The 26,107-nt window shown below is 72.9% G+C and carries 20 protein-coding genes and 1 pseudogene; 8 read left to right on the top strand and 13 right to left on the bottom strand.

Features of this window, described 5'->3' with window-relative positions; all coding sequences use genetic code 11:
• The first annotated feature begins 458 nt into the window (after positions 1–458).
• On the top strand, positions 459–947 hold the full coding sequence (locus ACT2CW_RS36040; protein ID WP_166483256.1) for a GNAT family N-acetyltransferase: 489 nt from the start codon (positions 459–461) through the stop codon (positions 945–947).
• Here ACT2CW_RS36040 and ACT2CW_RS36035 read toward each other — a convergent pair.
• Both ACT2CW_RS36035 and xylB read right to left on the bottom strand, forming a co-directional pair.
• Complete coding sequence (locus ACT2CW_RS36035) at positions 928–2,226, bottom strand: ROK family protein (RefSeq protein WP_164426755.1); 1,299 nt, start codon at positions 2,224–2,226, stop codon at positions 928–930. The genes ACT2CW_RS36040 and ACT2CW_RS36035 overlap by 20 nt on opposite strands.
• Positions 2,227–2,313: 87 nt before the next feature.
• Positions 2,314–3,771 carry a xylulokinase gene (xylB, locus tag ACT2CW_RS36030; RefSeq protein ID WP_445519585.1) on the bottom strand — a complete coding sequence of 486 codons (1,458 nt, stop codon included), beginning with the start codon at positions 3,769–3,771 and terminating at the stop codon, positions 2,314–2,316.
• Between the two features lie 118 nt (positions 3,772–3,889).
• On the opposite strand from xylB, the gene xylA reads away from it, so the two are divergent.
• Positions 3,890–5,062 carry a xylose isomerase gene (gene xylA, locus ACT2CW_RS36025; protein ID WP_445519584.1) on the top strand — a complete coding sequence of 391 codons (1,173 nt, stop codon included), beginning with the start codon at positions 3,890–3,892 and terminating at the stop codon, positions 5,060–5,062.
• Between the two features lie 130 nt (positions 5,063–5,192).
• Here the strand turns inward: xylA and ACT2CW_RS36020 are convergent.
• The 3 genes and pseudogenes from ACT2CW_RS36020 to ACT2CW_RS36010 form a co-directional block, all read right to left on the bottom strand.
• Positions 5,193–6,203: pseudogene (locus ACT2CW_RS36020) on the bottom strand (pectinesterase family protein); the annotation flags it as partial.
• Between the two features lie 319 nt (positions 6,204–6,522).
• Positions 6,523–7,800: an SWIM zinc finger family protein gene (locus ACT2CW_RS36015; protein WP_445519583.1), complete on the bottom strand. Its 1,278-nt coding sequence runs from the start codon at positions 7,798–7,800 to the stop codon at positions 6,523–6,525.
• On the bottom strand, positions 7,797–10,769 hold the full coding sequence (locus ACT2CW_RS36010; protein ID WP_445519582.1) for a DEAD/DEAH box helicase: 2,973 nt from the start codon (positions 10,767–10,769) through the stop codon (positions 7,797–7,799). Before ACT2CW_RS36010 ends, ACT2CW_RS36015 begins: the two co-directional genes overlap by 4 nt.
• 142 nt (positions 10,770–10,911) lie before the next feature.
• On the opposite strand from ACT2CW_RS36010, the gene ACT2CW_RS36005 reads away from it, so the two are divergent.
• Positions 10,912–11,094: a hypothetical protein gene (locus ACT2CW_RS36005; protein WP_164424915.1), complete on the top strand. Its 183-nt coding sequence runs from the start codon at positions 10,912–10,914 to the stop codon at positions 11,092–11,094.
• 309 nt (positions 11,095–11,403) lie between these two features.
• Here ACT2CW_RS36005 and ACT2CW_RS36000 read toward each other — a convergent pair whose 3' ends face one another.
• The 3 genes from ACT2CW_RS36000 to ACT2CW_RS35990 form a co-directional block, all read right to left on the bottom strand.
• Positions 11,404–12,195 (bottom strand): hypothetical protein, encoded by a 792-nt coding sequence (locus tag ACT2CW_RS36000; RefSeq protein WP_138910557.1) that lies wholly within the window; start codon positions 12,193–12,195, stop codon positions 11,404–11,406.
• 102 nt (positions 12,196–12,297) lie between these two features.
• Entirely contained in the window at positions 12,298–12,834 is a 537-nt protein-coding gene (locus ACT2CW_RS35995) for a PadR family transcriptional regulator (RefSeq protein WP_445519694.1), read from the bottom strand.
• Positions 12,835–12,986: 152 nt separating this feature from the next.
• Positions 12,987–13,607 (bottom strand): class I SAM-dependent methyltransferase, encoded by a 621-nt coding sequence (locus ACT2CW_RS35990; RefSeq protein ID WP_432046116.1) that lies wholly within the window; start codon positions 13,605–13,607, stop codon positions 12,987–12,989.
• 247 nt (positions 13,608–13,854) lie between these two features.
• On the opposite strand from ACT2CW_RS35990, the gene ACT2CW_RS35985 reads away from it, so the two are divergent.
• Together ACT2CW_RS35985 and ACT2CW_RS35980 are read left to right on the top strand one after the other, a co-directional pair.
• Positions 13,855–14,373, top strand: coding sequence for a roadblock/LC7 domain-containing protein (locus ACT2CW_RS35985; RefSeq protein WP_445519581.1), 519 nt, complete (start codon positions 13,855–13,857; stop codon positions 14,371–14,373).
• The gene (locus tag ACT2CW_RS35980) at positions 14,342–15,535 is read left to right on the top strand and encodes a zinc-dependent alcohol dehydrogenase (protein WP_182473494.1); all 1,194 of its coding nucleotides are present in this window, start codon (positions 14,342–14,344) and stop codon (positions 15,533–15,535) included. The genes ACT2CW_RS35985 and ACT2CW_RS35980 overlap by 32 nt, the downstream gene beginning before the upstream one ends.
• Positions 15,536–15,588: 53 nt before the next feature.
• Here the strand turns inward: ACT2CW_RS35980 and ACT2CW_RS35975 are convergent, their stop codons facing one another.
• A complete protein-coding gene (locus ACT2CW_RS35975) occupies positions 15,589–16,017 on the bottom strand; it encodes a PPOX class F420-dependent oxidoreductase (RefSeq protein ID WP_445519580.1) in 429 nt (142 codons plus the stop codon).
• A gap of 119 nt (positions 16,018–16,136) precedes the next feature.
• Between ACT2CW_RS35975 and ACT2CW_RS35970 the strand changes: the two genes are divergently transcribed.
• Positions 16,137–16,541, top strand: a complete 405-nt coding sequence (locus tag ACT2CW_RS35970) for a roadblock/LC7 domain-containing protein (protein ID WP_413803121.1) — start codon at positions 16,137–16,139, stop codon at positions 16,539–16,541.
• 98 nt (positions 16,542–16,639) lie between these two features.
• Positions 16,640–17,590: a DUF6397 family protein gene (locus ACT2CW_RS35965; protein WP_445519579.1), complete on the top strand. Its 951-nt coding sequence runs from the start codon at positions 16,640–16,642 to the stop codon at positions 17,588–17,590.
• A gap of 58 nt (positions 17,591–17,648) precedes the next feature.
• Here ACT2CW_RS35965 and ACT2CW_RS35960 read toward each other — a convergent pair whose 3' ends face one another.
• Complete coding sequence (locus tag ACT2CW_RS35960) at positions 17,649–18,539, bottom strand: acyl-CoA thioesterase (RefSeq protein ID WP_086885040.1); 891 nt, start codon at positions 18,537–18,539, stop codon at positions 17,649–17,651.
• A 61-nt stretch (positions 18,540–18,600) separates the two neighbouring features.
• Positions 18,601–21,129, bottom strand: coding sequence for a DEAD/DEAH box helicase (locus ACT2CW_RS35955; protein ID WP_445519578.1), 2,529 nt, complete (start codon positions 21,127–21,129; stop codon positions 18,601–18,603).
• 136 nt (positions 21,130–21,265) lie between these two features.
• On the opposite strand from ACT2CW_RS35955, the gene ACT2CW_RS35950 reads away from it, so the two are divergent.
• Positions 21,266–22,057 carry a metal-dependent hydrolase gene (locus ACT2CW_RS35950; protein ID WP_138910549.1) on the top strand — a complete coding sequence of 264 codons (792 nt, stop codon included), beginning with the start codon at positions 21,266–21,268 and terminating at the stop codon, positions 22,055–22,057.
• A gap of 92 nt (positions 22,058–22,149) precedes the next feature.
• Here ACT2CW_RS35950 and ACT2CW_RS35945 read toward each other — a convergent pair whose 3' ends face one another.
• Both ACT2CW_RS35945 and ACT2CW_RS35940 read right to left on the bottom strand, forming a co-directional pair.
• Positions 22,150–23,931: an ABC transporter ATP-binding protein gene (locus tag ACT2CW_RS35945; RefSeq protein ID WP_037957243.1), complete on the bottom strand. Its 1,782-nt coding sequence runs from the start codon at positions 23,929–23,931 to the stop codon at positions 22,150–22,152.
• A complete protein-coding gene (locus tag ACT2CW_RS35940) occupies positions 23,928–25,949 on the bottom strand; it encodes an ABC transporter transmembrane domain-containing protein (protein WP_445519577.1) in 2,022 nt (673 codons plus the stop codon). The genes ACT2CW_RS35945 and ACT2CW_RS35940 overlap by 4 nt, the downstream gene beginning before the upstream one ends.
• Positions 25,950–26,107 lie beyond the last annotated feature (158 nt).

Raw genomic sequence — 26,107 nt, 5'->3', positions numbered from 1 at the left:
ACCCCCGGAATCGGCGTGTGACCGAATGATTCCTTTCAGCGGTCATCCTTGCTCGCGGAATGATCGCGCACGGCTACTCCGGGTTACGTCACTGTAAACTGCCGTGATTGTCTCGATCTGTTTTCCCGGCTCGCGAGCACTCCCGGCGTGACGATTGAGCTTGCCAGGGGATGGTGGACGTTGCCTCGGGTCGCGCGCCGACGGGTTCACGCCCGATGCATGGAATTTTGCCTCATATGTTCTGGTGCCGATCGGCCATCGAGTTTTCTGGCGTCACTGCGGTGATTTCACGTCCGGATGCCGATGGGGTTGCACGCCTTTTGCTTCTCGCCATGGCAGGCGGTGCTGTCGCCCGGCCGGGGGCTCCGCGCGGGTCGAGGCGGCAGCCGCGCCCGGAGCAGGCGCGGCCGTGAAAAACCGTTCGCGGGTCCGCCGGGCCCGCCGCCATCATGGGCCGCATGCTCATCAGGACCGCCACCGCCGAGGACTGGCCCGCCATCTGGGCCTTCCTGCGCCGCATCGTCGCCGCGGGGGAGACCTACACCTACCCTCGTGACCTGGACGAGGACCGGGCCCGCGAGATCTGGATGCTGGAGCCCCCGAGCCGTACCGTCGTCGCCACCGACCCCGACGGCACGGTCCTCGGTTCGGCCAAGATGAACCCCAACCACATGGGGCCCGGCGCGCATATCGCGGGGGCCAGTTTCATGGTGTCCCCCGAGCACGGCGGACGCGGTGTGGGTCGCGCCCTGGGCGAGCATGTCCTGGACTGGGCGCGCGCCGAGGGCTACAAGGCGATGCAGTTCAACGCCGTGGTGGAGAGCAACACCCGGGCGGTGGCGCTGTGGCGCTCACTCGGCTTCGAGGTCATCGGCACCGTGCCCAAGGCGTTCGCCCACCCCACGAACGGCTATGTGGGGCTGCACATCATGCATCGCTTCCTCTGATCCCGGCCGGCTCATCGGCCCCGGCGGGGTCCCGGAACCCCGCCGGATCGTCGAGGACCGCCTGCACCACCGAGCTGGCCGCGCCCAGCAACGGACCGTCCGGGCCGAGCCGGGAGACGGTCACCGCCCCGCTGCCCGGACGGGCCGGGTCGGTGAGCCGTCGGCCCAACTCCCGCTCCAGGGCGGGCAGCAGCCAGGGCGCCAGCGGCGTCAGCGCGCCGCCGAGCACCACCTTCTCCGGGTCCAAGAGGTTCACCGCGCCCGCGAGGGCGATTCCGAGCGCCGCGCCCGCGCCGCGCAGCGCCCGCCGCGCCCGCTGGTCCCCGCTCGCCGCCCGCACCGCCAGCACGGCGACACGGCCACCGGGGCCCGGATGCCGGGCCGCGGCCTCCTCCGGGGACAGGCCGCTCGCCCGCAATACCGCCTCCTCGCCCGCGTACTGCTCCAGACAGCCGCGCCCGCCGCAGACGCACTCGGGCCCCTCGGGACGCACCGGCACATGGCCCAGCTCGCCCGCGAAGCCGTGGGTGCCGCGCAGCAACTGCCCGTCGAGCACGACCGCGGCGCCGATGCCGATCTCGGCCGAGACATGGACGAAGTCCCGGGGCGCCGGGTCGTGACCGCCCCGCCACAGCTCGGCGAGCGCGCCCAGATTCGCCTCGTTGTCCACGGTCACCGGCAGACCGGGCAGCGCCGCGCGCAGCTCGGGACCGATGTCCACCCCCTCCCAGCCCAGGTTGGGGGCGCGGACGACCAGCGACGAGTCCCGCGCCACCAGGCCGGGCACCGCCACCGCGAGCCCCACCGGCCGCAGCCCGCCCAGCTCCGCCTCCGCCGCGACCTGCCGGACCAGGCCGGCGAGCTGGGTGAGCACCGGGGCCGGTGAGCGGTCGCGGTTCGCCGACGCGAGCTCGGTACGGGCCCGTATCCGCCCGGCGAGGTCCACCGCGCACACCGCGAGATGGTCCACCCCGATCTCCGCGCCCAGCCCGGCCGGACCGCGCTCGTTGAGCTGGAGGGCGCTGCCGGGGCGGCCGACCGTGCCGGGCCGGGAGGGGCCCAGCTCGACCAGCAGCCCGTCCCGGATCAGCTCGTCGACGAGCGTGGAGACGGCGGCCCGGGTGAGCCCCACCCGCGCCGCCACCGCGGCACGGGACAGCGGGCCGTGGGCGGCCACGGCGTGCAGCACGAGGGAGAGATTGCGCCGGCGCATCGCCTGCTGGGTGTTGGGCAGTGGCGCTGCCACCTGAATCCGTCTCCTCTCGGCCGATCCGCTCATTGTGCCGGGCCGGTACGACACCGGGCCCGACCGGCCGCCGCCGTGCGGCGTTCACGCGTGGGGCGGCGCTCACGCGTTGGGCGGCGCTCACGCGTGGCGCAGCAGCCCGTCCGCGTCCGCCAGCACCCGGGAGAGCCGCTCCAGCGCCGCCTCGTCGCGGGGCACCGGATCGTAGGACGGCCCCTCGGCGGTCGACCAGCGCCGGGCCACCGCCGCCGGGTCCTCGCCCAGCACCAACCCCGCGGCCTGGGCGGCGGCCCCGAGGGCGACCAGCTCCTCGGCCCGGGGCACCTGGACCGGGCGTCCGCTCAGCCGCCGGACCGTCTCCCGCCACGCCGTGCCCTTGGCGCCGCCGCCGATGAGCAGCAGCGGGGCGTCGGGCGACGCGTCCTCGTCCAGCACCTGGTCCAGCGCGGTGAGCAGGGCGAAGACGGCGCCGTCGTAGGCGGCCTGGAGCACCTGGCCCGGTGTGGTGTCGTGGTGCAGACCGTGCAGCAGCCCGGAGGCGTGCGGCAGGTTGGGGGTGCGCTCACCGTCGAGGAACGGCAGCAGCACGGCCGAGCCGCCCGGCTCCACCGCCTCCCGGTCGCGGCCCAGCAGCGCCGCGATCCGGTCGACCGCGAGCGTGCAGTTGAGCGTGCACGCCAGCGGCAGCCACGCGTCACGCGTGTCGGCGAAGCCGGCGACCACCCCGGTGGGGTCGGCGGGCCGGTGCACCGAGACCGCGTAGACGGTGCCGGAGGTGCCCAGGCTCAGCACCGGCTGTCCCGGGCGCAGGCCGAGCCCCAGGGCGGCCGCCATGTTGTCGCCCGTGCCGGTGGCCACCAGGGCGCCGGTGGGCAGCGGGAGATCGGGCAGCTCCCGCACGGTCCCGGCGGCCTCGCCGTGGCGCAGCACGCGCGGCAGCAGTTCGGGGGAGAGCCCGACCAGGTCCAGGATCTCCTCGTCGTAGGAATCGGTGCCCGAGGCCCACCAGCCGGTGCCCGAGGCGTCGCCCCGGTCGGTGGTGCCGTAGCCGGTGAGCCGCTCGGTGAGGTAGTCGTGGGGGAGCCGGACGGCGGCGGTGGCGCGGGCCGCCTCCGGCTCGTTCTCCATGAGCCAGGCCCACTTGGTGACGGTGAACGACGTCGGGGGCACGCTGCCGATCCGCTCCGCCCAGGTCTTGGGGCCGCCCAGCTCCTCGATGAGCCGGTCGCGCTGCGGCGCGGAGCGCACATCGTTCCACAGCAGGGCGGGCCGTACCGAGCGGCCCGAGGCGTCCAGCGTGACCAGGCCGTGCTGCTGGCCGCCCACGGAGACCGCGGCCGCCTCCCGGGCCGGGGTCCCGCACTGGCGCAGCGCCTCGGTGAGCGCCTCCCACCACTGCTCGGGGACGGACTCCTTACCGGTGCCGTCGCTGCCGCCGCCGACGGTGTGCGGGGCCTGCCCTCTGGCGACGACCGCACCGGTCGCGGAGTCGACGACGAGCGCCTTGGTCGACTGCGTGGAGCTGTCCACGCCGACGACGAGCGGTCCTTGCGGCACGGGCACGGCTGCTGCTGCCATCTCGCGCTCTCCCTTGCGTTCATGGGTCGTGCGGTGTGCGGACTGTACGGGGCTTCCCCGGAATGCTCGCGCATACTAATTTGTAAAGCGCCATGACGAAATAGGCGAGGGAGCCGTGATGAGCTACAACCCCACCCCCGAGGACAGGTTCACCTTCGGACTGTGGACGGTCGGCTGGCAGGGCCGGGACCCGTTCGGGGACGCCACCCGCCCGGCGCTCGACCCCGTGGAGTCCGTGACCCGGCTCGCCGAACTCGGCGCGTACGGCGTCACCTTCCACGACGACGACCTCATCCCCTTCGGGGCCTCGGAGACCGAGCGCGAATCGCATGTCAAGCGCTTCCGGCAGGCCCTGGACGCCACCGGGATGACGGTGCCCATGGCGACCACCAACCTCTTCACCCATCCGGTCTTCAAGGACGGCGCCTTCACCGCCAACGACCGCGATGTGCGCCGCTACGCGCTGCGCAAGACCATGCGCAACATCGACCTCGCCGCCGAGCTGGGCGCGAAGACCTATGTGGCCTGGGGCGGCCGCGAGGGCGCCGAGTCCGGCGGCGCCAAGGACGTGCGCGCCGCGCTCGACCGGATGAAGGAGGCGTTCGACCTGCTCGGCGCGTATGTCACCGAGCAGGGCTACGATCTGCGCTTCGCCATCGAGCCCAAGCCCAACGAGCCGCGCGGCGACATCCTGCTGCCCACCGTCGGCCACGCCCTGGCCTTCATCGAGCGGCTGGAGCGGCCCGAGCTGTACGGGGTCAACCCGGAGGTCGGCCACGAGCAGATGGCCGGGCTGAACTTCCCGCACGGCATCGCGCAGGCGCTGTGGGCGGGCAAGCTCTTCCACATCGACCTCAACGGCCAGAACGGCATCAAGTACGACCAGGATCTGCGGTTCGGCGCGGGCGATCTGCGGGCCGCCTTCTGGCTCGTGGACCTGCTGGAGACCGGTGGCTACGAGGGGCCGCGCCACTTCGACTTCAAGCCCCCGCGCACCGAGGACATCTCGGGCGTCTGGGCCTCGGCGGCGGGCTGCATGCGCAACTACCTCATCCTCAAGGAGCGCGCGGCCGCCTTCCGCGCCGACCCCGAGGTCCAGGAGGCGCTGCGCGCCTCGCGCCTGGACCAGCTGGGCCTGCCGACCCTCGACGAGGGCGAGACCCCGGCGGCGCTGCTGGCGGACCGCACCGCCTTCGAGGACTTCGACGTCGAGGCGGCCGCCGAGCGCGGTATGGCCTTCGAGCGCCTCGACCAGCTGGCCATGGACCATCTGCTGGCGGCGCGCGGCTGACCGGGCCCGGCTGACCACGTCCGGCTGACGGCGTCCGGCCGGGCGTGTCCGGCCGCCGGTCCCGCCCCCCGACGGGACCGGCGGTCGGGGCTCTCACCGGCTCAGGACTCCGGCAGCCGACCGCTCAGGCTCAGGACGACGGCTGCCAGCCGCCGAGCCAGTCGGCGATCTCGTAGTCCGCGGCCTGGGCGTCGGTCAGCTGCGGACGGTCCGTGCTCGCCGCACCGGAACCGGCGCCGGTGTTCTTGTACTCCGAGAAACGGTCGTCCTTCCAGGAGAAGCCGCTCATGTCCGTCCACGGTGTGGTCTTGATCCCCGCTGACAGATCCGTATTGCGAACGATCGCCTGCGGATCGAGGCTGGCGTCGCCACCCGCGTGCCAGGGACGGCCGAGATAGAACGACCGAGAGCTGACATCCCCGGTGATGTTGCTGTTGACGAACAGGAAGCCCTTCCTCCCGGCCGCCGTCGAGGGCGCCGCGACATAGCCGCCGGAGCTGCCGTCGTAGCGCTTGACGAGCCGGATCGCCGACTTGTTGATCACGGCGGAGGCCCGGCCGAAGACGAAGTCGACATTCCCCTGGATCCAGGCGTTGTTGACGTACACCCGGCCGACCTTGTCCTTGCCCGCCGAGTCCAGCAGCAGGGTGTCCTGGTCCCCGAGCGCGCCGATGTTGTCCAGGACGATCCGGTCGCCGGCGGTGCGCAGCGCGACCGCCTGCTTGTCGGTGATGCTGGTGTTGCCCTCGTTGAAGTCGTTGACGAACTGGAGGTTGCGGGCCTGGAAGTCGTCGGCCTCGACGGCCACGGTCGCGCTGCCGCTGGTGCCGTAGGTGCCTCCGCCGGGCTTGGGGGTGCCGGAGGCGTTGTTGTAGACGATCGTCACGTCGTTCTTGCTGCTCGTGGTCCCCACCAGCCTGATATGCGGCTTGTTGGCGGGCACCTTCACCGTCTCGCGGTACGTACCGGGCTTGACGGAGATGGTGACGGCGGACGGGTTGTTCGCCGGCACCGCGTCGACGGCCGCCTGAACGGTGGTGTAGGCGCCGCTGCCGTCCTTGGCCACCACGAGGGTGGCCGCCGCGGCCGTGGGCGTGCCGGCGTGGGCCGGGGCGACTGCGAGCCCGACGCCGGTGGCCAGGGCCAGGGACCCGATGAGCGGAGCGGGGCGGCGCCGCCGGGGGCGCCGTGGACTGAGGGTCATGGTCGGTGACTCCGTCCCGTGGAGGCGTGCCGAGGGGGTTGACGCCTTACGGTCTCCACGGCCCACCCAAAGGTTGCCGCCCCGCCGCCGTCGGCCTGGCCGGTCCTTCGGCCCGCGTGGGTCTCTTCGGGCCGACTGAACCTTCCCGTCGTCTCGTCCGCGGACACCGCCGCGCCCTCGGGATGGGGCGATCCTCCTGGCCCTGACCCGAGGCCGATGGCGGAGGGGACGCCGCCACCGGCCGTGCGCCGCCGCGTCAGCCGTCGGAGCCGGGCATGGCCAGCGCCGCCGCCGGGTCGTGTCCGGCCGGGCCCGCGGGCCACCAGCGGCCGCGCTCCTTGCGGTACGGCCACCAGCGGCCGTCGTGTCCGTAGCGCACCTGGAGTTCGGCGCCCACCACCGTCCAGCGGTTCGCCACGGCGCGCAGCCGGGGCGCCCGCTCGTCCCCCTCCCAGGCGGTCGCGAGCTGGGCGCGGGCCCGAGCGAGGGCCTCCGCGTCCGGCGTCCACTCCTCCTCCAGCACGGTGAGCGCGGCGGCCCCGCCGTGCTCCCAGGCGCGGACGGCCCGCGCCAGATCGGCGCGGTCGCGCCCGCAGCCCGCCGCGAGCCGGGCGGCGATCGGGGCCGGGGGACCGGCGGCGGTCAGCCGCACCGTGTCCTCCCACACCGTCAGCGCGGCCGGGACCGGGGCGGTGGCGTGGCCGGGTGCGAGCGTCTCGGCCAGCAGCCGCTGGGCGCGTACGGCGGCGTCCGCCGCCAGGAACTCCAGCGCGGCCACGTCCAGCCCCTCGGCCGGGTCCGTGCCGCCCGCCAGCGCCGGAGGACGGCCGGGCACGGCGACCGCGGGCGGGGGCGCGGGCAGCGGGGGCGGACCGGGGGCGGCGAACGCCTCCCGGGCCGGTACGCCCTCCGGAGCCGGCGGAGCGGCGTCCTCCGCCGCCCGTGGAAGGTGCCGGGCGGCCCGCGCCGCGCTGCGCACCTGGAGCTCGTCCAGCAGCTCCCGCTCCCCGCGCCCGCGCATCAGGAGCAGCACATACGGATCCTCGTCCAGCAGCCGGGCGAGCTGGTAGCACAGCGCCGCGGTGTGCGGGCAGTGGTCCCACGCCTCGCAGCCGCACTCCGGCTCCAGATCGCCTATCCCCGGCAGCAGTTCGACGCCCACGGCCGCCGCGTCCTCGGCCAGCTGCGGAGGCATGTCGCGGTCCAGCAGGGCGGCGATATGGCCGGAGCGGTCCGCGACCACCTCCAGCAGCCGGTCCCACTCCGCGCCGGTGAACTCCCGCAGCAGTACATCGGACCGGTAAGGGGTGCGGTCGCGGTCCCGCACCACGGCGGTGACCCGGCCGGGGCGTACGCAGACCGCGCCGACCGCTCCCTCGCGCGCCTGCTTCCGGCCGCGCTTCAGCTGCTCGCCGTCCAGCGCCGTGTCCTCCAGGGCCTTCAGCCACGCCTGCCCCCACCAGGTGCGGGCGAAGCCGCGGCCACGGGCGGGCGGCAGTGCGGCGAAGGTGCGCTCGGACTCGGTACCGCTCATCGTTCGGTCCCCCTCAGCTCCACGAGCTCCGCCAGCTCGGAGTCGGTCAGTTCGGTCAGCGCGCCCTCGCCGGAGCCGAGCACGGCGTCCGCCAGCTCCCGCTTGCGCGTCAGCATCGCGGCGATGCGGTCCTCCACGGTCCCCTCCGCGATGATGCGGTGGACCTGCACCGGCTGGGTCTGGCCGATGCGGTACGCGCGGTCGGTGGCCTGCGCCTCGACGGCCGGGTTCCACCAGCGGTCGTAGTGCACGACATGCCCGGCCCGGGTGAGGTTGAGCCCCGTGCCCGCCGCCTTCAGCGACAGCAGGAACACCGGGACCTCGCCGTCCTGGAAGCGCCGCACCATCTCCTCGCGCCGCGCCACCGGCGTACCGCCGTGCAGCAACTGGGTTGGCACCCCGCGCGCGGCCAGGTGGCCCTCGAGGATGCGCGCCATCTGGACGTACTGGGTGAAGACCAGGACGCTCGCGCCCTCGGCCAGGATGGTGTCCAGCAGCTCGTCGAGCAGCTCCAGCTTGCCGGAGCGCCCGGGGACCACCGGCCGGTCCTCCTTCAGATACTGCGCGGGGTGATTGCAGATCTGCTTCAGACCGGTGAGGAGCTTGACGATGAGCCCGCGCCGGACGAGGCCGCCGGTGCCGGAGATCTCGGCGAGGATCTCGCGCACCACCGCCTCGTAGAGCCCGGCCTGCTCCTTGGTGAGCGCGACGGCCCGGTCCGTCTCGGTCTTGGGCGGCAGCTCGGGGGCGATACCGGGGTCGGACTTGCGGCGCCTGAGCAGGAAGGGGCGGACCAGTTTCGCCAGCCGCGCGGCGGCCTCGGGGTCGCTTCCGCTCTCCACGGCCTGGGCGTAGCGCCTGCGGAACGCGCCATGGGTGCCCAGCACGCCCGGCGTCGTCCAGTCGAGGATCGCCCACAGCTCGGAGAGGTTGTTCTCGATGGGTGTCCCGGAGAGCGCCACGCGGGCCTTCGCGCCGATGGTGCGCAGCTGCCGCGCCGTCGCCGAGAACGGGTTCTTCACATGCTGCGCCTCGTCCGCGACCACCATGCCCCACGGCCCGGCCTCGGCCAGCCGCTGGGCGTCGAGCCGCATCGTGCCATAGGTGGTGAGGACGAACTCGCCGGCGTCAAGGCCGTCCAGGCTGCGCGCGGAGCCGTGGTAGCGGCGCACCGGGGTGCCCGGCGCGAACCGCTCGATCTCGCGCCGCCAGTTGCCCATCAGCGAGGTGGGGCAGACCACCAGCGTGGGCCCGGAGGCTTCGGGGATGTCCATACGGTGCAGATGGAGGGCGATCAGCGTGATGGTCTTGCCGAGCCCCATGTCGTCGGCGAGACAGCCGCCGAGGCCGATCGAGGTCATCCGGACCAGCCAGTCAAGGCCGCGCAGCTGGTAGTCGCGCAGTGTGGCGGCCAGGGCGGAGGGCTGGGACACGGACGCCCGCCGGGCACCGGCGGTCCCCTCGGGGTCGGCGAGGTGGTCCCGCAGGGCCTCAAACCAGCCGGTGGCCCGCACCTCCACATCGGCGCCGTCGGCCTCCGTGCGACCGGTAAGGACGGCACCGAGGGCGTCGGCGGGGGTGAGCTTGCGGTCCTGCCGGTCCCGGACGCGGCGCGCCGCCTCGGGGTCGAGGAGGACCCATTGGTCGCGCAGCCGTACCACCGGCCGGCTGGCCTCGGCGAGGGCGTCGAGCTCGGCGCGGGTGAGCTCCTGGTCGCCCACGGCGAACCGCCAGCTGAACCGCAGCAGCGCGTCGGCGGAGAGGAAGGCGGGGAACCGGGGCCCGGCGTCGTCCTGAGCCTCGTCGTCGCCGTCCGGGCCGATGACGGCGCGGGCGGTGAGCCCGCGGGCCAGCTCCCTGGGCCAGTGCACCTGGACCCCGGCGGCGTCCAGCGCCCCGGCAGCCGGACCGAGCAGCTCGGTGACCTCCTCGTCGGCGAGGTCGAGTGCGTCGGGCACGGCCGCCGACAGCAGCGGGGTGAGCGGCGCCCAGGCGCGGGCCGCGCGCCGCAGGGTCAGCAGGGCGTCCATACGGGCGCGCGGACCGAGGGCCGGGGTGATGGGCGAGGTGCCCGCCCAGACCTCGGCGGCGTCCGCGACCAGCGCCGGATCGGTGAGGCTGTGCAGCTGGAGGACGGCGCGGAAGTGCGGCCCGTCCGCCTTACCGTTCCCACCGACGCCGTGCAGCAGCTCGATACGGACCGAGAGCCGCACCCCCGCGTCGTGCCCGGCGGCCACGTCGGCGGCCCAGGCACGCTGTTCGGGCAGCCGCCGGGGTGCCGGGGCGGCGAAGGCGGGGCCGCCCGCGGCCAGCGCCGCCGCGGGCGAGCGCGGCAGCCCGTCCGCCACCGCGTCCAGGAACGCCCGCAGATGCCGCTCGGGCTCGGGCAGCAGCACCGGGCCGGAGACGGGCAGCGGCGTCGCGTGCGCGGTGGGCGGCATGGCGGCGGCCAGCTCGCGCACCCGCGCCAGATCGTCGGGGGTGAGCGGGCCGACGCGCCAGGCGTCGTGGTCGGTGGCGCTGAGCCCGGGCAGCAGCCTTCCGCGGGCCGCGAGTTGGAGGGCGAGTACGGCAGCGGCGCCCCAGAAGGCCGTGGCGGGGTCGCACTGCCCCGGACCGGCCTGCGCGGCCCGCGCCCGGGCCCGGGTGAGCACCGGCAGTGCCTCGCCCAGGGGCAGCACGAGCGCCCTTACGGTGCGCGTCCGGACGTCGAGGCCGGTGGGGCCGGTGGGGTCGGGGTGGGTCGGGTCGTCATGGGGGCTGTCATCGGCGCCGTCCACCGGGACGACGACCGTCAGCTCCTCGGCGGAGCCGATGGCGGAGTCGGTGGCGGGGCCGGAAGCAGGCGCGCCGTCCGGCCGCCAGAAGGCCATCCGGCCGGTGCGTGCCGGGTCACCGGGAAGGAAAACGGCGGTGCAGCGGGAGAGTTCGGCGATGTCGGAGGGTGTTGCCGCGGAGGGTGGTGTCACAGCGCTGAGCGTTCCTCAAATTTGACTAGTCGAGCCCGGGCCGCCCGAGGGTACAGGATCACGGCGCGGGGAGGAACCGGGTGCCGTCGGTGTCCGTTGTGTGGAGTGAGTGCGGCTATGGGCCGCGAAGGAGGCGGGTGACATGTCCACACGCGCGAAGGTGGCCACCGGTGGTGTGGTGGCAGGTGTGATCCTGCTCTGGGTGTTGCCCCTCTGGGCGGCGCTGCTGGTGATGGTGGGAGTGCCGGCGGCGGCCTATCTGCTGCTGGACCCCTCCCAGCGCCGCAGGCTGAACAGGGTCACCCGTAAGCAGCTGGGCCGCTGAAGCGGCCGGGCCGCCGAGCGCGGCCGCGTAAGGCGGTCGGCTGGGCCAGGGGCCACGGGCGGAGCGCACCCGGGAGTGACCGCGCAGTACCGATCGCGGACCGCCCGCGACCCCGTTCCGGGCCCGGCCGACCGGGGGAGCGACTATGCCCTCCGGGGGGCTGCGCTGTGGCCTGGTGCGGCGTCCGGGCCCGGACGGAGAGGGCCGCGGTGACCGTAAGGGCGCGGGGTCACGCGGGTCGGGGTTCCTGGCCGACTCCGTACGGCGTCCTTGAGCGATCCTGTACGGGAGGGGCAGGGTGTCGAGCTCTCAGTGCGGCCGTACGGCCAGCTTGTCCAGGGCCGTCAGCAGCCCCGGCAGCTCGGGGCCGCGGCCGACCGGCAGCACCTCGCCCGGTGCGTCGTCCAGCAGCACGAACGCGATGTCGTCGGTCCGCGCCACCATGCTCCAGCCCGGCCCGTCGGCCCGGAGCGTCCGCGCGTCACCGGAGGCGAACGCCGAGCGGATCCGTCCCAGCGGCGGGGGCGAGTCCAGATAGCCGCGCGCCTCTTCGAGCACCCGCCGCACACCCCCGTGCGGCTTCTCGCCCGGGGACACGAACGTCACATCGCTGTCGACCTGCTCACGCCAGATCGCCCACTGGAGCGCGATCTCATCGGCCCCCAGCCGCCGCTGGGCCGGGCCCCACCGCTCGGAGTCCGGCGGCGACAGCGGCGCCCGGGAGGCGTCTTCCCCGGGGCCGGGCGCGGGATCATGAGGAGCCGGTACGCCCGGGGCGGCCACGGCCACCGCGAGCGGCCAGCCGGGAAGCGAGGCGACCACCGTACGGTCCTCGATGGCCAGGGCGTACTCCATGCCGCAGTCCCAGGTCGCGATGGCGATGGCCACGAGCGACACATCGTCGGTGACCACCGTCCAGCGGGCGCCGCCGCCGTCCTGCCCCAGCACCAGGCCATAGCCGGTGTCGTACGGCTCCAGCCCGAGCGCGGCACATGCCTCGGGATAGTCGTCGCCGAGTACGCTCGGGAATTGAGCGGGTGTCAGCAGTACCGCGGTCAGCACATACAGCGCCTCGTCGCGTGACTCCTCCGTGGCGGGCACGACAGCCTCCTCTTGCGCATGCGGATCCGATGAGCGATCCGTCGTCGCGCACCTTAACCACCCAGTAGCCACGGAGTCGAGACATCGGGAGGCGGTCGGTCATCAGCCGTCGGTCGCCGCCCGGAGCGTGTCCAGTGTGCGCCGCAGCCAGGACAGTTCGGCCTGGCTGGTGGCCCGGGCGATGGTGAGAATGCCGCGCCGGAAGGGGTCCTCGACCTCTTCGGCCCGCAACGGACGGCCGCCCTCGTAGAAGAAGCTCGACGGCTGCCGCAGAAAGGCCAGCCGGCGCTCCAGCACCTCCGCCTGAGCCGGCGGGTCGTCGAGGTGGCGCAGGAACGCCAGCACGGTGAACCAGCGGTTCTCGTCGGTGATGTCGACGTCCGCCGGATGCGCGAGACGGCGGCGCAGCTCCGTCTGCCCGTCGGCGGTGAGCGTGAGCACGTGCCGGGGCGCGGCCCCCGCGCCCGGCTGGGTCCGGCGGGCCAGCAGACCGGCCTTCTCCAGCCGCTTGATCGCCGGGTAGAGGGTGGACTCGGCCACGGGTTTCACATGTCCGGTCAGCGCGGCGATGCGCTTGCGCAACTCATAGCCGTGCAGCGGGGCGTCATGGAGGAAGCCCAGGATGGCGAGTTCGAGCATGGCCGCATTGTGCCGCATGACCGCTGTACCTCGTGAGCGTGCTACATCGACATCGATGTATCGGCGGTGCCCGAGGCGAGCCGTTCGCGCGCGGCGGTGGTTTCGAGGAGACCCTGGGGCGGACCGGGGCGGCCGGTCGGCCGGACCGGTCCTCAGCCGGCTTCGCGGACGGCGAGCGCCAGAAAGCGTGTGTCCTCGTCGGTGTACGACTCCAGCCGCCATCCGGAGCCCGCAAGCAACGGCCGCAGCTGAGGCTCCGCCCGCAGGTCGTCGGGGGTGAGAGCGCGGCCGTGGCGGGCGGCGAGAGCGGCCCGCCCCACCGGATGGAACAGCGCGAGTCGCCCGCCGGGGCGCACCACCCGGGCCAGTTCGCGCAGGTTCTCGCGGGGGTCGGAGAGATGGGAGATCAGCCCGGCGGCGAACACCGCGTCGAGGCAGCCGTCGCGCAGCGGCAGCCGTGCCACATCGGCGAGGGCGAGGCCCGCGAAGCCGTCCCGGCCCTCGCGCAGGGCGGCGTCCAGCATGGCGGGCGTGAGGTCCACGCCGAGGACGGTCCCCTCGGGGCCGGCCGCGGCGCGCAGCGCGGGCAGCGCACGCCCCGTTCCGCACCCCGCGTCGAGTACCGCGTCCCCGGGGCGGAGCCCGAGGTCGGCGACGGCGGCCGCGTACGCGGGGCCGTCGTCCGGGAAGCGGCGGTCCCAGTCGGCCGCCCTGGGGGTGAAGAAGTCCCGTACGTCGGCCGCGCTGTTTCCACGGGAGGACTCATGTGGCACGGAAACTCCTCGGGACACCTTGGATACGACGGTGAAGCGCTGCGCTGCGCTGAGCAAGCAGCCTACGCCCGCTTTGAGTGCAGATTCGGACGCTCATCGATCGCTCTGGCATCTGACTCTGTCAATTTTCAACAGGTTCCGAAACGCGCCCTGAATGTGCGCCCCCGCCGGGTCTAGCGTCCCTGGCCCAGGGGGGACAGCTGGAGCGCCGCCCGGCGCGGCGCATCCCGACCGAGGGAGACCGCCCGTGACCAAGCCGCGCAGCACCGCCGCACGCTCCATGGCCGATCTCGACCGGATCCTGGGCGATCTGGTGGCCGGGGCCGCAGGCGTACGCCATGCCGTGGTGCTCTCCCGGAACGGGGCGACCGTCAGCGCGTCCGGTGGGCTCTCCCGCCATGAGGCCGAGCACCTGGCCGCCGTCGCCTCCGGATTCCACGGCATCGCCGCGAGCGCCGGGCGCCGGGGGCGCGGCGGCCCGTCCCGGCGGACGATGATTGAGATGGCGGCGGGCACCCTCTTCGTCGCGGCGCTGGCCGACGGCGCGTGCCTGGCCGTGCTGGGCACCGCGGGCGCCGAGCCGGCCGCGATCGCCGAGGAGACGGCCCGGCTCGTGGACCTGGTGGACCGGCGGCGCGGCCCATGGTCCCGCCGGCGGTTCGGCCGGATGCGCCGGGGTACCCGCAACGGCCCTCGGAAGATCATTCCGACGACTACGGCGAAGGGATGCGGTGATGCGAGCAGTGACCTGGCAGGGCCGACATGATGTGCGGGTCGAGACGGTGCCCGATCCCATCCTCAAGGAGCCGACGGACGCGATCGTCCGGATCACCACCACGGGGCTGTGCGGGTCCGATCTGCATCTGTACGAGGTGCTCACGCCGTTCATGACCCCCGGCGACATCCTCGGCCACGAGCCGATGGGCATCGTGGAGGAGACCGGCCCGGAGGTGACGCACATCAAGCCCGGCGACCGCGTGGTGGTCCCGTTCCAGATCGCCTGCGGACACTGCTGGATGTGCCGCTCCGGTCTGCCGACGCAGTGCGAGACCACTCAGGTCGCCGAGCACGGCATGGGGGCGGAGCTCTTCGGCTACACCAAGCTCTACGGCGCGGTGGCCGGCGGCCAGGCGGAGTATCTGAGGGTGCCGCAGGCCCAGTACGGCCCGATCAAGGTGCCCGAAGGTGTCCACGACGACCGCTTCGTCTATCTGTCCGACGTCCTGCCCACGGCATGGCAGGCGGTCGAGTACGCGGAGGTGCCGCGCGGCGGCACGCTCGCGGTCCTGGGGCTGGGCCCCATCGGGCTCATGGCCTGCCGGGTGGCGAAGGTCCAGGGGCTGGCCGACCGGGTCATCGGCGTGGACCTCGTCCCCGAACGGCTGCGCCGGGCGCGCGCCGACGGCGTCGAGGTCCATGACCTCAATGACTTCTCCCGCCAGGAGGACCTGGTCGAGGCCGTCCTCTCGACCACCGGCGGCCGCGGACCGGACGCGGTCATCGACGCGGTGGGCACGGAGGCCCACGGCAGCCCGCTGGGCCGGACCGCCCAGCGGGCCACGGGTCTGCTGCCACGGGAATGGGCCGCCAAGCTCACGGAGAAGGCCGGGGTCGACCGGCTGGCGGCGCTGCGGCTGGCCATCGCGCTGGTGCGGCGCGGCGGAACGATCTCCCTCAGCGGGGTCTACGGCGGGATGGCCGATCCGCTGCCGCTGATGACCATGTTCGACAAGCAGATCCAGCTGCGGATGGGCCAGGCGAACGTGCGGCGCTGGGCCGACGACATCTTCCCGCTGCTCACGGACGACGACCCGCTGGGCGTCGACGGGTTCGCCACCCACCGTGTGCCGCTGGAGGAGGCACCCCACGCCTATGAGATGTTCCAGCACAAGGAGGACGGTGCGATAAAGGTCCTCATGCGCCCGTAAACGTCGAATGGGCGGGGGTGCGTCATGAAGGGATGGATTTCGGTCGAATCTCGCTACTCGGCGACTCCGGAGAGCGCGAGGACCTTGTCGATGCGCACCCTGACCAGCAGCTCGCCCGGCACGCCGTTGCGGGTGCCGTACTCCTCGGCCCGGTCCTCGCCCATGTAGCGGGCGGCGATCCGGGTGGCCCAGTCGCGGACCTGACCCAGATCGTCGATCAGCTCCGCGCGTCCCCGCAGGGTGACGAAGGCGAACGGCGGCCTGTCGTCGTCCACGCAGATGGTGAGCCGGCCGTCCCGGGCCAAGTTGCGTCCCTTGACCGTCTCCTGACCTGTGTTGAAGACGAGGTCGTCACCGTCGAGCAGGAACCACACGGGCGCGAGGTGCGGACTTCCGTCGGCCCGCACGGTCGCCAGCTTCGCGGTGCGGGTGCCCTCCGAGACGAACTTCTGCCACTGATCCTTGGTCATGTTCTGTGCCATGTCCCCATCCTGCGTCAATCAGCGCACAAGCGTGGGGTGCCGGGCAGGGCGGGTTGCCCAGACGGCGGCAGTGAGAAAGGCTGGCACGCAGCTGAAGGGGAATCGGGGAGGAAGCCGATATGGCAGTGAGCAAGGGGCTCGACTGGTTACTGGACGACCTGACCGAGCGGATCGCGGAGATACGGCACGCGCTGGTGCTGTCCAACGACGGGCTGGTGACGGGGGCGAGTTCCACCCTGGTGCGCCAGGACGCCGAACACCTGGCCGCGGTGGCGTCCGGGCTGCACAGCCTCGCCAAGGGGTCCGGGCATCACTTCCGGACCGGCCGGGTGCGGCAGACGATGGTCGAGTTCGACGAGGGCGTCCTCTTCGTCACGGCGGCGGGGGACGGCAGCTGTCTGTGCGTGCTCACCGGGCCGGACGCGGATGTGGGGCAGGTCGCCTACGAGATGGCGCTGCTGGTCAACCGGGTGGGGGAGCACCTGGGAGTCGAGGCCAGGCAGGAGAGCGGCGCGCCCAGCTGATGCCGAGCGGAAGTTATCCACAGGCCTGACCGGACCTCTTGCTTCGCGGCTATCGTCGTCACTGTCAGTGATTGAGGCAGTGCGGGGGAGGACGTCGCATGGCAGTGCGGGTGGATCAGGAGTCGCGGGAGAGCCAGGGGCCGTGGAGCCCGGAGTGGCTCGGCGAGCCGAGCGTACCGGGACGGGCGAGCGGGCCGGGAGACCCTGGCGGGCCTGCGGGGCCGGGCGGATCGGGCGAGAGCGTCGGGTTCGGCGCGGCGGCCCGGGCGCTGGGGCTCAACACGCGGGAGTTCGAGCTGGCCGTTCAGCTGGGGGAAGTGCGCACCGTCACCACCGGTCTGGGCCGGCGGGTGGCGTGCGAGGAGTTGAGGCGGGTGACCGCCGCCGAGGGCTTCCCGGAAGCGCTCATCGCCCGTCTCCGCGTGGTCGGCACCGCGGAGAGCGCGGAGCTGCTCGGCATCACCCAGGGGTGGCTGACCCGTCTCGCGCGCGGGGGTTTCTTCGCCCCGGTCCGGTTCTATGTCAATCGCTATCGGGCCGTCGTATGGCTCTATCTGGCGTCGGAGCTGACCGAGTTCGCCGTCCGGCAGCCGGAGTTGCTGAGTGGCCGCACCCCGCCGGGTCTGAGCGCCGCATTGGCCGCGGGGGAGGACTGGCGGGCCGCCAAATGGCGCAGCCGCAGGATCGGCCAGCTGCTCGCCCAGACCGAGGACCCCTGGGAGCGGGCCGCGGTGCTGGGCTCCGTCGAGCTGGCCTCGGCCGTGGCCGATCCCTATGAGCGGGCCCATCTGCGGGAACTCCGCCCCGCACTCGTCCGGACGCGCCCCGATGCGGGCGCGGTCCGGGATGTCATCGACAAGGTGGTCACGGCGGACGACGCACGGGAGATCCGGCGCTATCGGGCCGCCCTGGCCTCGTCATTGGACGATGCCCGCCGGGCCCGGTCCGCGCCACGGCCGGGCGCCGGGCCGGAGCCGGCGCTCGGAGACCGCACCCCGGTTCCAGGCCGCCCGCGGAGCCTGTGGCAGAAGCTGATCGGCAGGCGATGAGACAGCGTGCGGCACATTTCTGCGGGGCACACCACGGCCCGGCCCACCACGGTGGGGCTCAGCCGTCGTCCGCGGCGCCTTCGGCGGGCCGCAGCGGGCGGAACAACCCCTCTTGCACCACGGATACCAGGAGCCGACCCGCACGGTCGTAGATCCGGCCGCGCGCCAGCCCCCGGCCGCCCGTGGCCACGGGCGACTCCTGCTCGTAGAGAAACCACTCATCGGTGCGGAACGGCCGGTGGAACCACATGGCGTGATCCAGCGAGGCCATGTCGAAGCCCCGTGGGCCCCAGAGCGGCTCGACCGGCACCCGCACCGCGTCCAGCAGCATCATGTCGCTCGCATAGGTGAGCGCACAGGTGTGCACCAGCGGGTCGTCCCCGAGCGCCCCCACCGCGCGCATCCATACGGCGCTGCGCGGTTCCGCGCCCTTGAGCTCCTCGTCCGTCCAGCGCAGCCGCTCCACATAGCGGATGTCGAAGGGCTGCCGGCGCTCCATACGGGCGAACGCCTCGGGGAGCGTGCCCAGATGGGCGCGGACCTCGTCGGCGAGGGTCGGCAGACCCTCCGGCCCGGGCACATCCGGCATCGGCAGCTGCTGCTCGATACCCGGCTCAGGAGAATGAAAGGAGGCCGTCAGATTGAAGATCGTGCGACCCTGCTGGATGGCGACGACCCGGCGGGTGGTGAAGGAGCGCCCGTCGCGGATCCGCTCCACCTGGTACACGATGGGCACGCCCGGCCGACCCGGCCGCAGGAAGTACGCGTGCAGCGAGTGCACCGGACGCTGCCCGTCGGTGGTCCGCCCGGCGGCCACCAGCGCCTGGCCCGCCACCTGCCCGCCGAACACCCGCTGTAGCGACTCATCGGGGCTGCGGCCACGGAAGATGTCCAGCTCGATCCGTTCCAGATCGAGCAGATCGACCAGGCGCTCGGCGGGATTGGTCATCGCTGGTGCTCCTTCACTCAGGGGGCCGGGCCGCTCCCCGGCGTGGACCGCGTCCAGGAGGCTACAGTTGGCCCACGTCGGTGACCCGGACCACCGCCCGGCCCTCCTCGTCGGAGGCGGCGAGATCGACCTCCGCCGAGATGCCCCAGTCGTGGTCGCCGTTCGGGTCGTCGAAGGTCTGCCGCACCCGCCACAGACCGTGCTCGGGGTCCTCCTCGATCCGCAGCAGCTTCGGCCCGCGCGCCTGCGCTCCGGTGCCGAGCTCCTCGTACTCCTCCCAGTACTCGTCCATCGCCTCGGCCCAGGCGTCCTCGTCCCAGCCGGAGTCGGCGTCCATCTCCCCGAGCTCGGCGACCTTGTCCAGCGCGGCCAGCTCCACCCGGCGGAACATGGCGTTGCGCACCAGCACACGGAAGGCGCGGGCGTTGGCGGTGACCGGCCTGACCTGGTCGGCGCGCTCCTGCGCCTCCTCCGCCGACTCCTCCTCCGGGTTGGCCAGCTGCTCCCACTCGTCCAGGAGGCTGGAGTCGACCTGCCGCACCATCTCGCCGAGCCAGGCGATGATGTCCTGGAAGTCATCGGACTTCAGATCGTCCGGCACGGTGTGGTCCAGGGCCTTGAAGGCGCTGGCCAGGTAGCGCAGCACGATGCCCTCGGTCCGCGCCAGGTCGTAGAACGAGGTGAACTCGGTGAAGGTCATCGCCCGCTCGTACATGTCGCGGATCACCGACTTGGGCGAGAGCGGATGGTCGCCGACCCATGGATGGCTCTTGCGGTAGAGCCCGTACGCGTGGAAGAGCAGCTCCTCCAGCGGCTTGGGGTAGGAGATGTCCTGGAGCCGCTCCATGCGCTCCTCGTACTCGACGCCGTCCGCCTTCATCGCGGCCACCGCCTCGCCGCGCGCCTTGTTCTGCTGCGCCGCCAGGATCTGCCGGGGGTCGTCCAGCGTCGATTCCACGACCGAGACCATGTCCAGGGCGTAGGAGGGCGATTCGGGGTCCAGCAGCTCGAAGGCGGCCAGCGCGAAGGTGGACAGCGGCTGATTGAGCGCGAAGTCCTGCTGGAGGTCCACCGTCAGCCGGACGATCGGGGCGCTCCCGTCCTCGCCGCCGGTGTCCCCGGGCTTCACCTGCTCGACCACCCCGCCGTCCAGCAGCGAGCGGTAGATCGCGATCGCCCGGCGGATGTGCCGCAGCTGGTTCTTGCGCGGCTCGTGGTTGTCCTCCAGCAGGCGGCGCATTCCCTCGAAGGCGTTGCCTGGACGGGCGATGACCGACAGCAGCATCGCATGGGTGACCCGGAACCGGGAGGTGAGCGGCTCGGGGTCGGAGGCGATGAGCTTCTCGAAGGTGTTCTGGCCCCAGTTGACGAAGCCCTCCGGCGCCTTCTTGCGGACCACCTTGCGGCGCTTCTTCGGATCGTCCCCGGCCTTCGCGAGCGCCTTCTCGTTCTCGACGACGTGCTCGGGAGCCTGGGCCACCACGAAGCCCGCGGTGTCGAAGCCGGCCCGCCCGGCCCGGCCCGCGATCTGGTGGAACTCCCGGGCCCGCAGCGTCCGCACCCGCTGACCGTCGTACTTGGTCAGCGCGGTGAACAGGACGGTGCGGATGGGCACATTGACGCCCACGCCCAGCGTGTCCGTACCGCAGATGACCTTGAGCAGCCCGGCCTGCGCCAGCTTCTCCACCAGCCGCCGGTACTTGGGCAGCATGCCCGCATGGTGCACACCGATCCCGTGCCGGACGTAACGGGACAGGTTGCGGCCGAACTTGGTGGTGAACCGGAAATTGCCGATCAGCGAGGCGATCTCGTCCTTCTCGGCACGCGAGCACATATTGATGCTCATCAGCGCCTGGGCCCGCTCGACCGCCGCCGCCTGGGTGAAGTGCACGATGTAGACGGGCGCCTGCCGGGTCTCCAGCAGCTCGGTCAGCGTCTCGGTCAGCGGCGTCGTCCGGTACTCGTAGCTCAGCGGCACCGGCCGGGTCGCGGACCGCACCACCGCGGTGGGCCGCCCGGTGCGCCGGGTCAGATCCTCCTCGAACCGGCTCACATCACCGAGCGTCGCCGACATCAGGATGAACTGCGCCCTCGGCAGCTCCAGCAGCGGGATCTGCCACGCCCAGCCCCGGTCCGGCTCCGCATAGAAGTGGAACTCGTCCATCACCACCTGGCCGATATCGGCGTCCTTGCCGTCCCGCAGGGCGATGGACGCCAGCACCTCGGCCGTACAGCAGATGACCGGCGCGTCCGCGTTGACCGACGCGTCGCCGGTGAGCATCCCGACGTTCTCGGTGCCGAAGAGCTTGCACAGCTCGAAGAACTTCTCCGAGACCAGGGCCTTGATCGGCGCGGTGTAGAAGGTGACCTCGTCCCGGGCGAGGGCGGCGAAGTGGGCGCCCGCCGCCACCAGGCTCTTGCCCGAGCCGGTGGGGGTCGAGAGGATCACATTCGCCCCGGACACCACCTCGATCAGCGCTTCCTCCTGGGCGGGGTACAGCGAGATGCCCCGCTCCTCGACCCAGGTGGAGAACGCCTCGAAAAGTGCGTCGGGGTCGGCGTCGCTCGGCAGCTGATCGATAAGAGTCACGCACCTATACTGCCTGGTTTCCCCGTCGGGACGGGAACCGGCTGTACGTGCGAAGATCGTCCGCCGCTAGGCTGTGCCGGGCCGAAGCAGTCAACTCCCGCTCGGAAGCGGGAAAGAACAGGGGCGGGGTACGACCATGATGGGACCGGCGCATTCGCTGTCCGGGGCGGCGGCCTGGCTGGGGGTGGGGGCGGCGGCCGCGGCGGCCGACCACGCGATGCCCTGGCCGGTGCTGGTCGCCGGCGCGCTGATCTGCGCGGGAGCGGCGCTCGCCCCCGACCTCGACCACAAGGCGGCGACCATATCGCGCGCCTTCGGGCCCATCTCGAGGGCTCTGTGCGAGGTGATCGACAAGATCTCGTACTCCGTCTACAAGTCGACCAGGAAGGCGGGCGACCCGCGCCGCTCCGGCGGCCACCGCACCCTGACCCACACCTGGGTATGGGCGGTGCTGATCGGCGCCGGAGCCTCGGCGCTCGCGATGATCGGCGGTCGCTGGGCGGTGCTGGGCATCCTCTTCGTGCACATGGTGCTGGCCGTCGAGGGTCTGCTGTGGCGGGCGGCGCGGGTCTCCAGCGATGTCCTGGTGTGGCTGCTCGGGGCGGCCAGCGCCTGGATCCTCGCCGATGTGCTGCACAAGCCCGGCAATGGCTCGGACTGGCTGTTCGGCGCACCGGGCCAGGAGTACCTCTGGCTGGGCCTGCCGATCGTGCTCGGCGCCCTGGTCCACGACATCGGGGACGCGCTCACCGTCTCCGGCTGCCCGATCCTGTGGCCCATCCCGATCGGCCGCAAGCGCTGGTACCCGATCGGTCCGCCGAAGGGGATGCGGTTCCGGGCCGGCAGCTGGGTCGAGCTGAAGGTGCTGATGCCGGTCTTCATGCTGCTCGGTGGCATGGGCGGACTGGCCGCCCTCGGCGTGATCTGAACCCCGGCCGGGGCCGGAGCGGTCCCGGACCTGACCGGGGTGGTCCCGGAGGGCCTCGGGATGGCCACGCCGGGGTGCGGCCACCCCTGCTGTCACTGGTGCCAGGAGCGCCACAGCGCGGCGTACGCCCCGTCCGCCGCGACGAGTTCGTCATGGCTGCCCAGCTCGGTGATCCGGCCGCTCTCCACCACGGCGATCACATCCGCGTCATGCGCCGTGTGCAGCCGGTGGGCGATCGCCACCACGGTCCTGCCCTCCAGCACCCGGCCCAGCGACCGCTCCAGATGGCGCGCCGCCCTCGGGTCCAGCAGCGAGGTGGCCTCGTCCAGCACCAGCGTATGCGGATCGGCCAGCACCAGCCGGGCCAGCGCGATCTGCTGCGCCTGTGCGGGGGTGAGCGCGAGACCGCCCGAGCCGACCTCGGTGTCCAGGCCCTCGTCCAGCGCCCGGGCCCAGCCGTCGGCGTCCACCGCGCCCAGCGCCGCCCACAGCTCGGCGTCCTCGGCGTGGGCACGCGCCAGCAGCAGATTGTCCCGCAGCGAGCCCACGAAGACATGGTGCTCCTGGTTGACCAGGGCCACATGCTCCCGGACCCGCTCGGCCGGCATCCGCGCCAGCTCCGCACCGCCCAGGGTCACCCGGCCGGTGCGGGGGGAGTAGATCCCGGCCAGCAGCCGCCCCAGGGTGGACTTCCCCGCCCCGGACGGGCCCACCAGCGCCAGCCGCGTCCCCGGGGCCACCTTCATGGACACCTCGTGCAGCACATCGCTGCCCTCGTGGTAGCCGAACCGCACCTCGTCCGCCCGCACCTCACGGCCACCGGGGACCACCCCCTCGTCGGCGGGGCCCTCCTCGATCTCCCGCACCCCCACCAGCCGGGCCAGCGACACCTGCGCGACCTGAAGCTCGTCGTACCAGCGCAGGATCAGCCCGATCGGCTCGACCAGCATCTGCGACAGCAGCGCGCCGGTGGTCAGCTCGCCGATCGACATCCAGCCCCGCATCACACACAGGCCGCCGATCATCAGCACCGAACCGGTGATCAGCGTGTAGCTCACATTGATCACCGGGAAGAGCACCGAGCGCAGCCAGAGGGTGTAGCGCTCCCATGCGGTCCACTGCCGGATGCGCAGCTCGGACTGGGCGATCCGCCGGTCGCCCAGCCGGTGGGCCTCGATGGTCCGCCCGGCGTCCACGCTCTCGGTGAGGGACGCGGACACCGCCGCGTAGCCTGCCGCCTCCGAGCGGTAGGCGCTCGGCGCGCGCCGGAAGTACCACCGGCAGCCGATCACCAGCACCGGAAGCGCCACCAGCACCGCGAGGCCCAGTGGGGGAGCGGTCAGGGTCAGCGCGCCGAGCAGCAGTCCGGTCCACAGCACACCGATGGCGAGCTGCGGCACGGCCTCGCGCATCGCGTTCGCCAGCCGGTCGATATCGGTGGTGATCCGGGACAGCAGATCCCCGGTCCCGGCCCGCTCCAGCACACCCGGGGGCAGACCCACCGACCGTACGAGAAAGTCCTCCCGCAGATCCGCCAGCATCTGCTCGCCCAGCACCGCCCCGCGCAGCCGCACCAGTCGGACGAACACGGTCTGCACCACCAGCGCCACCGCGAACAGCGCCACGGTGCGCCCGATGTGGAGATCCTTCTCGCCCTGGGAGAGATCCTCGACCACGCCGCCCAGCAGTTGCGGGCCGACCATGGAGGCGAGCACCGCGGTCGCGTTCACGACCATCAGCACGGTGAACGCGGTCCGGTGCCGCCGCAGCAGCTCACGCACATAGGCCCGCACGGTGGTGGGTGTGCCGACCGGCAGCGTCGTCGCCGACTCCGGTGCGGCCGGGTCATAGGCGGGCGGTGCCACGCCGATCATGCCGACTCCTCGATCTGTTCCTCGATCCGCCCGATGTCTTCCCCCGTGATATCCGCAAGACCGTGGCCGGTCGGCCCGGTGGACCGTCCGGCACTCCGCGCGGCGGACTCGCCGTCCGTCTCGCGGGTGACGACCGCGCGATACGCCGGGTCGGTGCCCAGCAGCTCGCGGTGGGTGCCCACCCCCGCCGCCTCGCCGTCGGCCACGAACACCACCCGATCGGCCCGGTCCAGCACCAGCGGGCTGGAGGTGAACACGATGGTGGTCCGGCCCGTCCGCAGCCGCCGCACCCCGTCGGCGATCCGCGCCTCGGTGTGCGAGTCCACCGCGGAGGTCGGCTCGTCCAGCACCAGCACCTCCGGATCGGTCACCAGCGAGCGGGCCAGCGCCAGCCGCTGCCGCTGGCCGCCCGACAGCGAGCGGCCGCGCTCGGTGATCCGGGCGCGCATGGGGTCGGCGTCACCCTCGTCGGCCGCCGACGCCTGCGCCAGCGCCTCCAGCACATCGCCGCACTGGGCCGCCTCGAGGGCCTTCTCCGCCGAGACCTCCCCGGACCTCGGCACATCCAGCAGTTGGGCGAGCGTCCCCGACAGCAGCACCGGGTCCTTGTCCTGCACCAGCACCGCCGTGCGCGCCGAGGCCAGCGCCACCTCGTCCAGGGCGACCCCGCCCAGCAGCGCCGACGGCGCCCTATCCCCGTCGCCCGGGCCGCCGTCTGCGGGGTGTCCGCCGAGCCGGTCCGCCAGCCGCCCGGCCGCGTCCGGGTCGCCGCACACCACCGCGGTCAGCACCCCGCTCGGCGCCAGCATCCCGCTCACCGGGTCGTACAGATCCCCGCCGAGCGGTCCGGTGGCCTCCTGCGCTTCCGCGCGCTCGCCCCCGTCCACGGATGCCGCGGTGGCCGCGGACGCCGCAGTGTCCGCAGTGGCCATAGTGGCCACGGTGTCTGCGGTGTCGGCGGTGTCCACGGACGCTGCGGTGTTTGCGGTGGCCACAGTGGCCGTACCCTCGCCGTCGGCGGAGGAGCGCCGCAGTGCCAGCACCCGGGCCGCGCGCCGCGCGGAGGGCCGGGAGAAGGAGTACGCCATGGCGATCTCCTCGAAGTGGCGCAGCGGGAAGAGCAGAAAGGTGACCGCGCTGTAGACGGTGACCAGCTCGCCCACCTCGATCCGCCCCTCGCGGGCCAGCGACGTCCCGTACCAGACCACACCGATCAGCAGCAGCCCCGGCAGCGCCACCTGTACGGCCGCGATCAGCGCCCACATCCGCGCGCTGCGCACCGCCGCGACCCGCACCTCCTGCGAGGCGTTCCGGTAGCGGCCCAGGAACAGCTCCTCGCCGCCGATGCCGCGCAGCACCCGCAGCCCGGCCACGGTGTCCGAGGCCAGTTCGGTCGCCCGGCCCGCCTTCTCCCGCTGGTCGTCGGCCCGGCGCGCCGCGCGCGGCAGCAGCGGCAGCACGGCCAGCGCCAGCGCGGGCACACCAACCGCCACCACCACTCCCAGCGCCGGCTGGTAGAGCACCAGCGCCACGCAGAGCGCGACGGTGGTGATCGCGGCCGCCGTGAAGCGGGAAAGAGCCTCCACAAACCAGCCGATCTTCTCGACGTCGCCCGTGGAGACGGCGACCACCTCGCCGGCCGCCACCTTCCGGGTGAGCGCGGACCCCAGCTCCACCGCCTTGCGGGCCAGCAGCTGCTGCACCCGTGCCGCCGCCGTGATCCAGTTGGTGACCGCCGCCCGGTGCAACATGGCGTCTCCCAGCGCGGTGAGCACGGTGAGTCCCACCATCAGCGCCCCAGCCATCGTCAGCCGGGAGCCGGAGCGGTCCACCACCGCCTGCACACCGAAGCCGATGGCGAGCGGGAAGGACACCAGCGCGGCCATGTGCACCAGGCCCCAGAGGGCCGCCTTGACCTGCCCGCCCAGCTGATTCCTGCCCAGCCAGAAGAGAAACCTCGGACCTGACCGCACGTCGGGTCGGCCGGGATCGGGGTACGGAAGATCGCGAATGTGCATGACGTCCCAAGGTCGGGCGGGCGGCGGAGGGAGGGGAGGGCAGGAGACGTGCAAGGCTGACGTTCTCACGGTGCGGAATTCAACTGGTTTTCCCGCGACCGGCCGGAACACGCCAATCCCGCATACCGCACTGTCCTATGCGGGTGGGACCATGGGGA

The organism is Streptomyces sp. NEAU-174 (genome assembly GCF_052665095.1).
The sequence above is the reverse complement of the archived record's forward strand: the minus strand, read 5'-3'. Positions and strand labels throughout refer to the sequence as shown.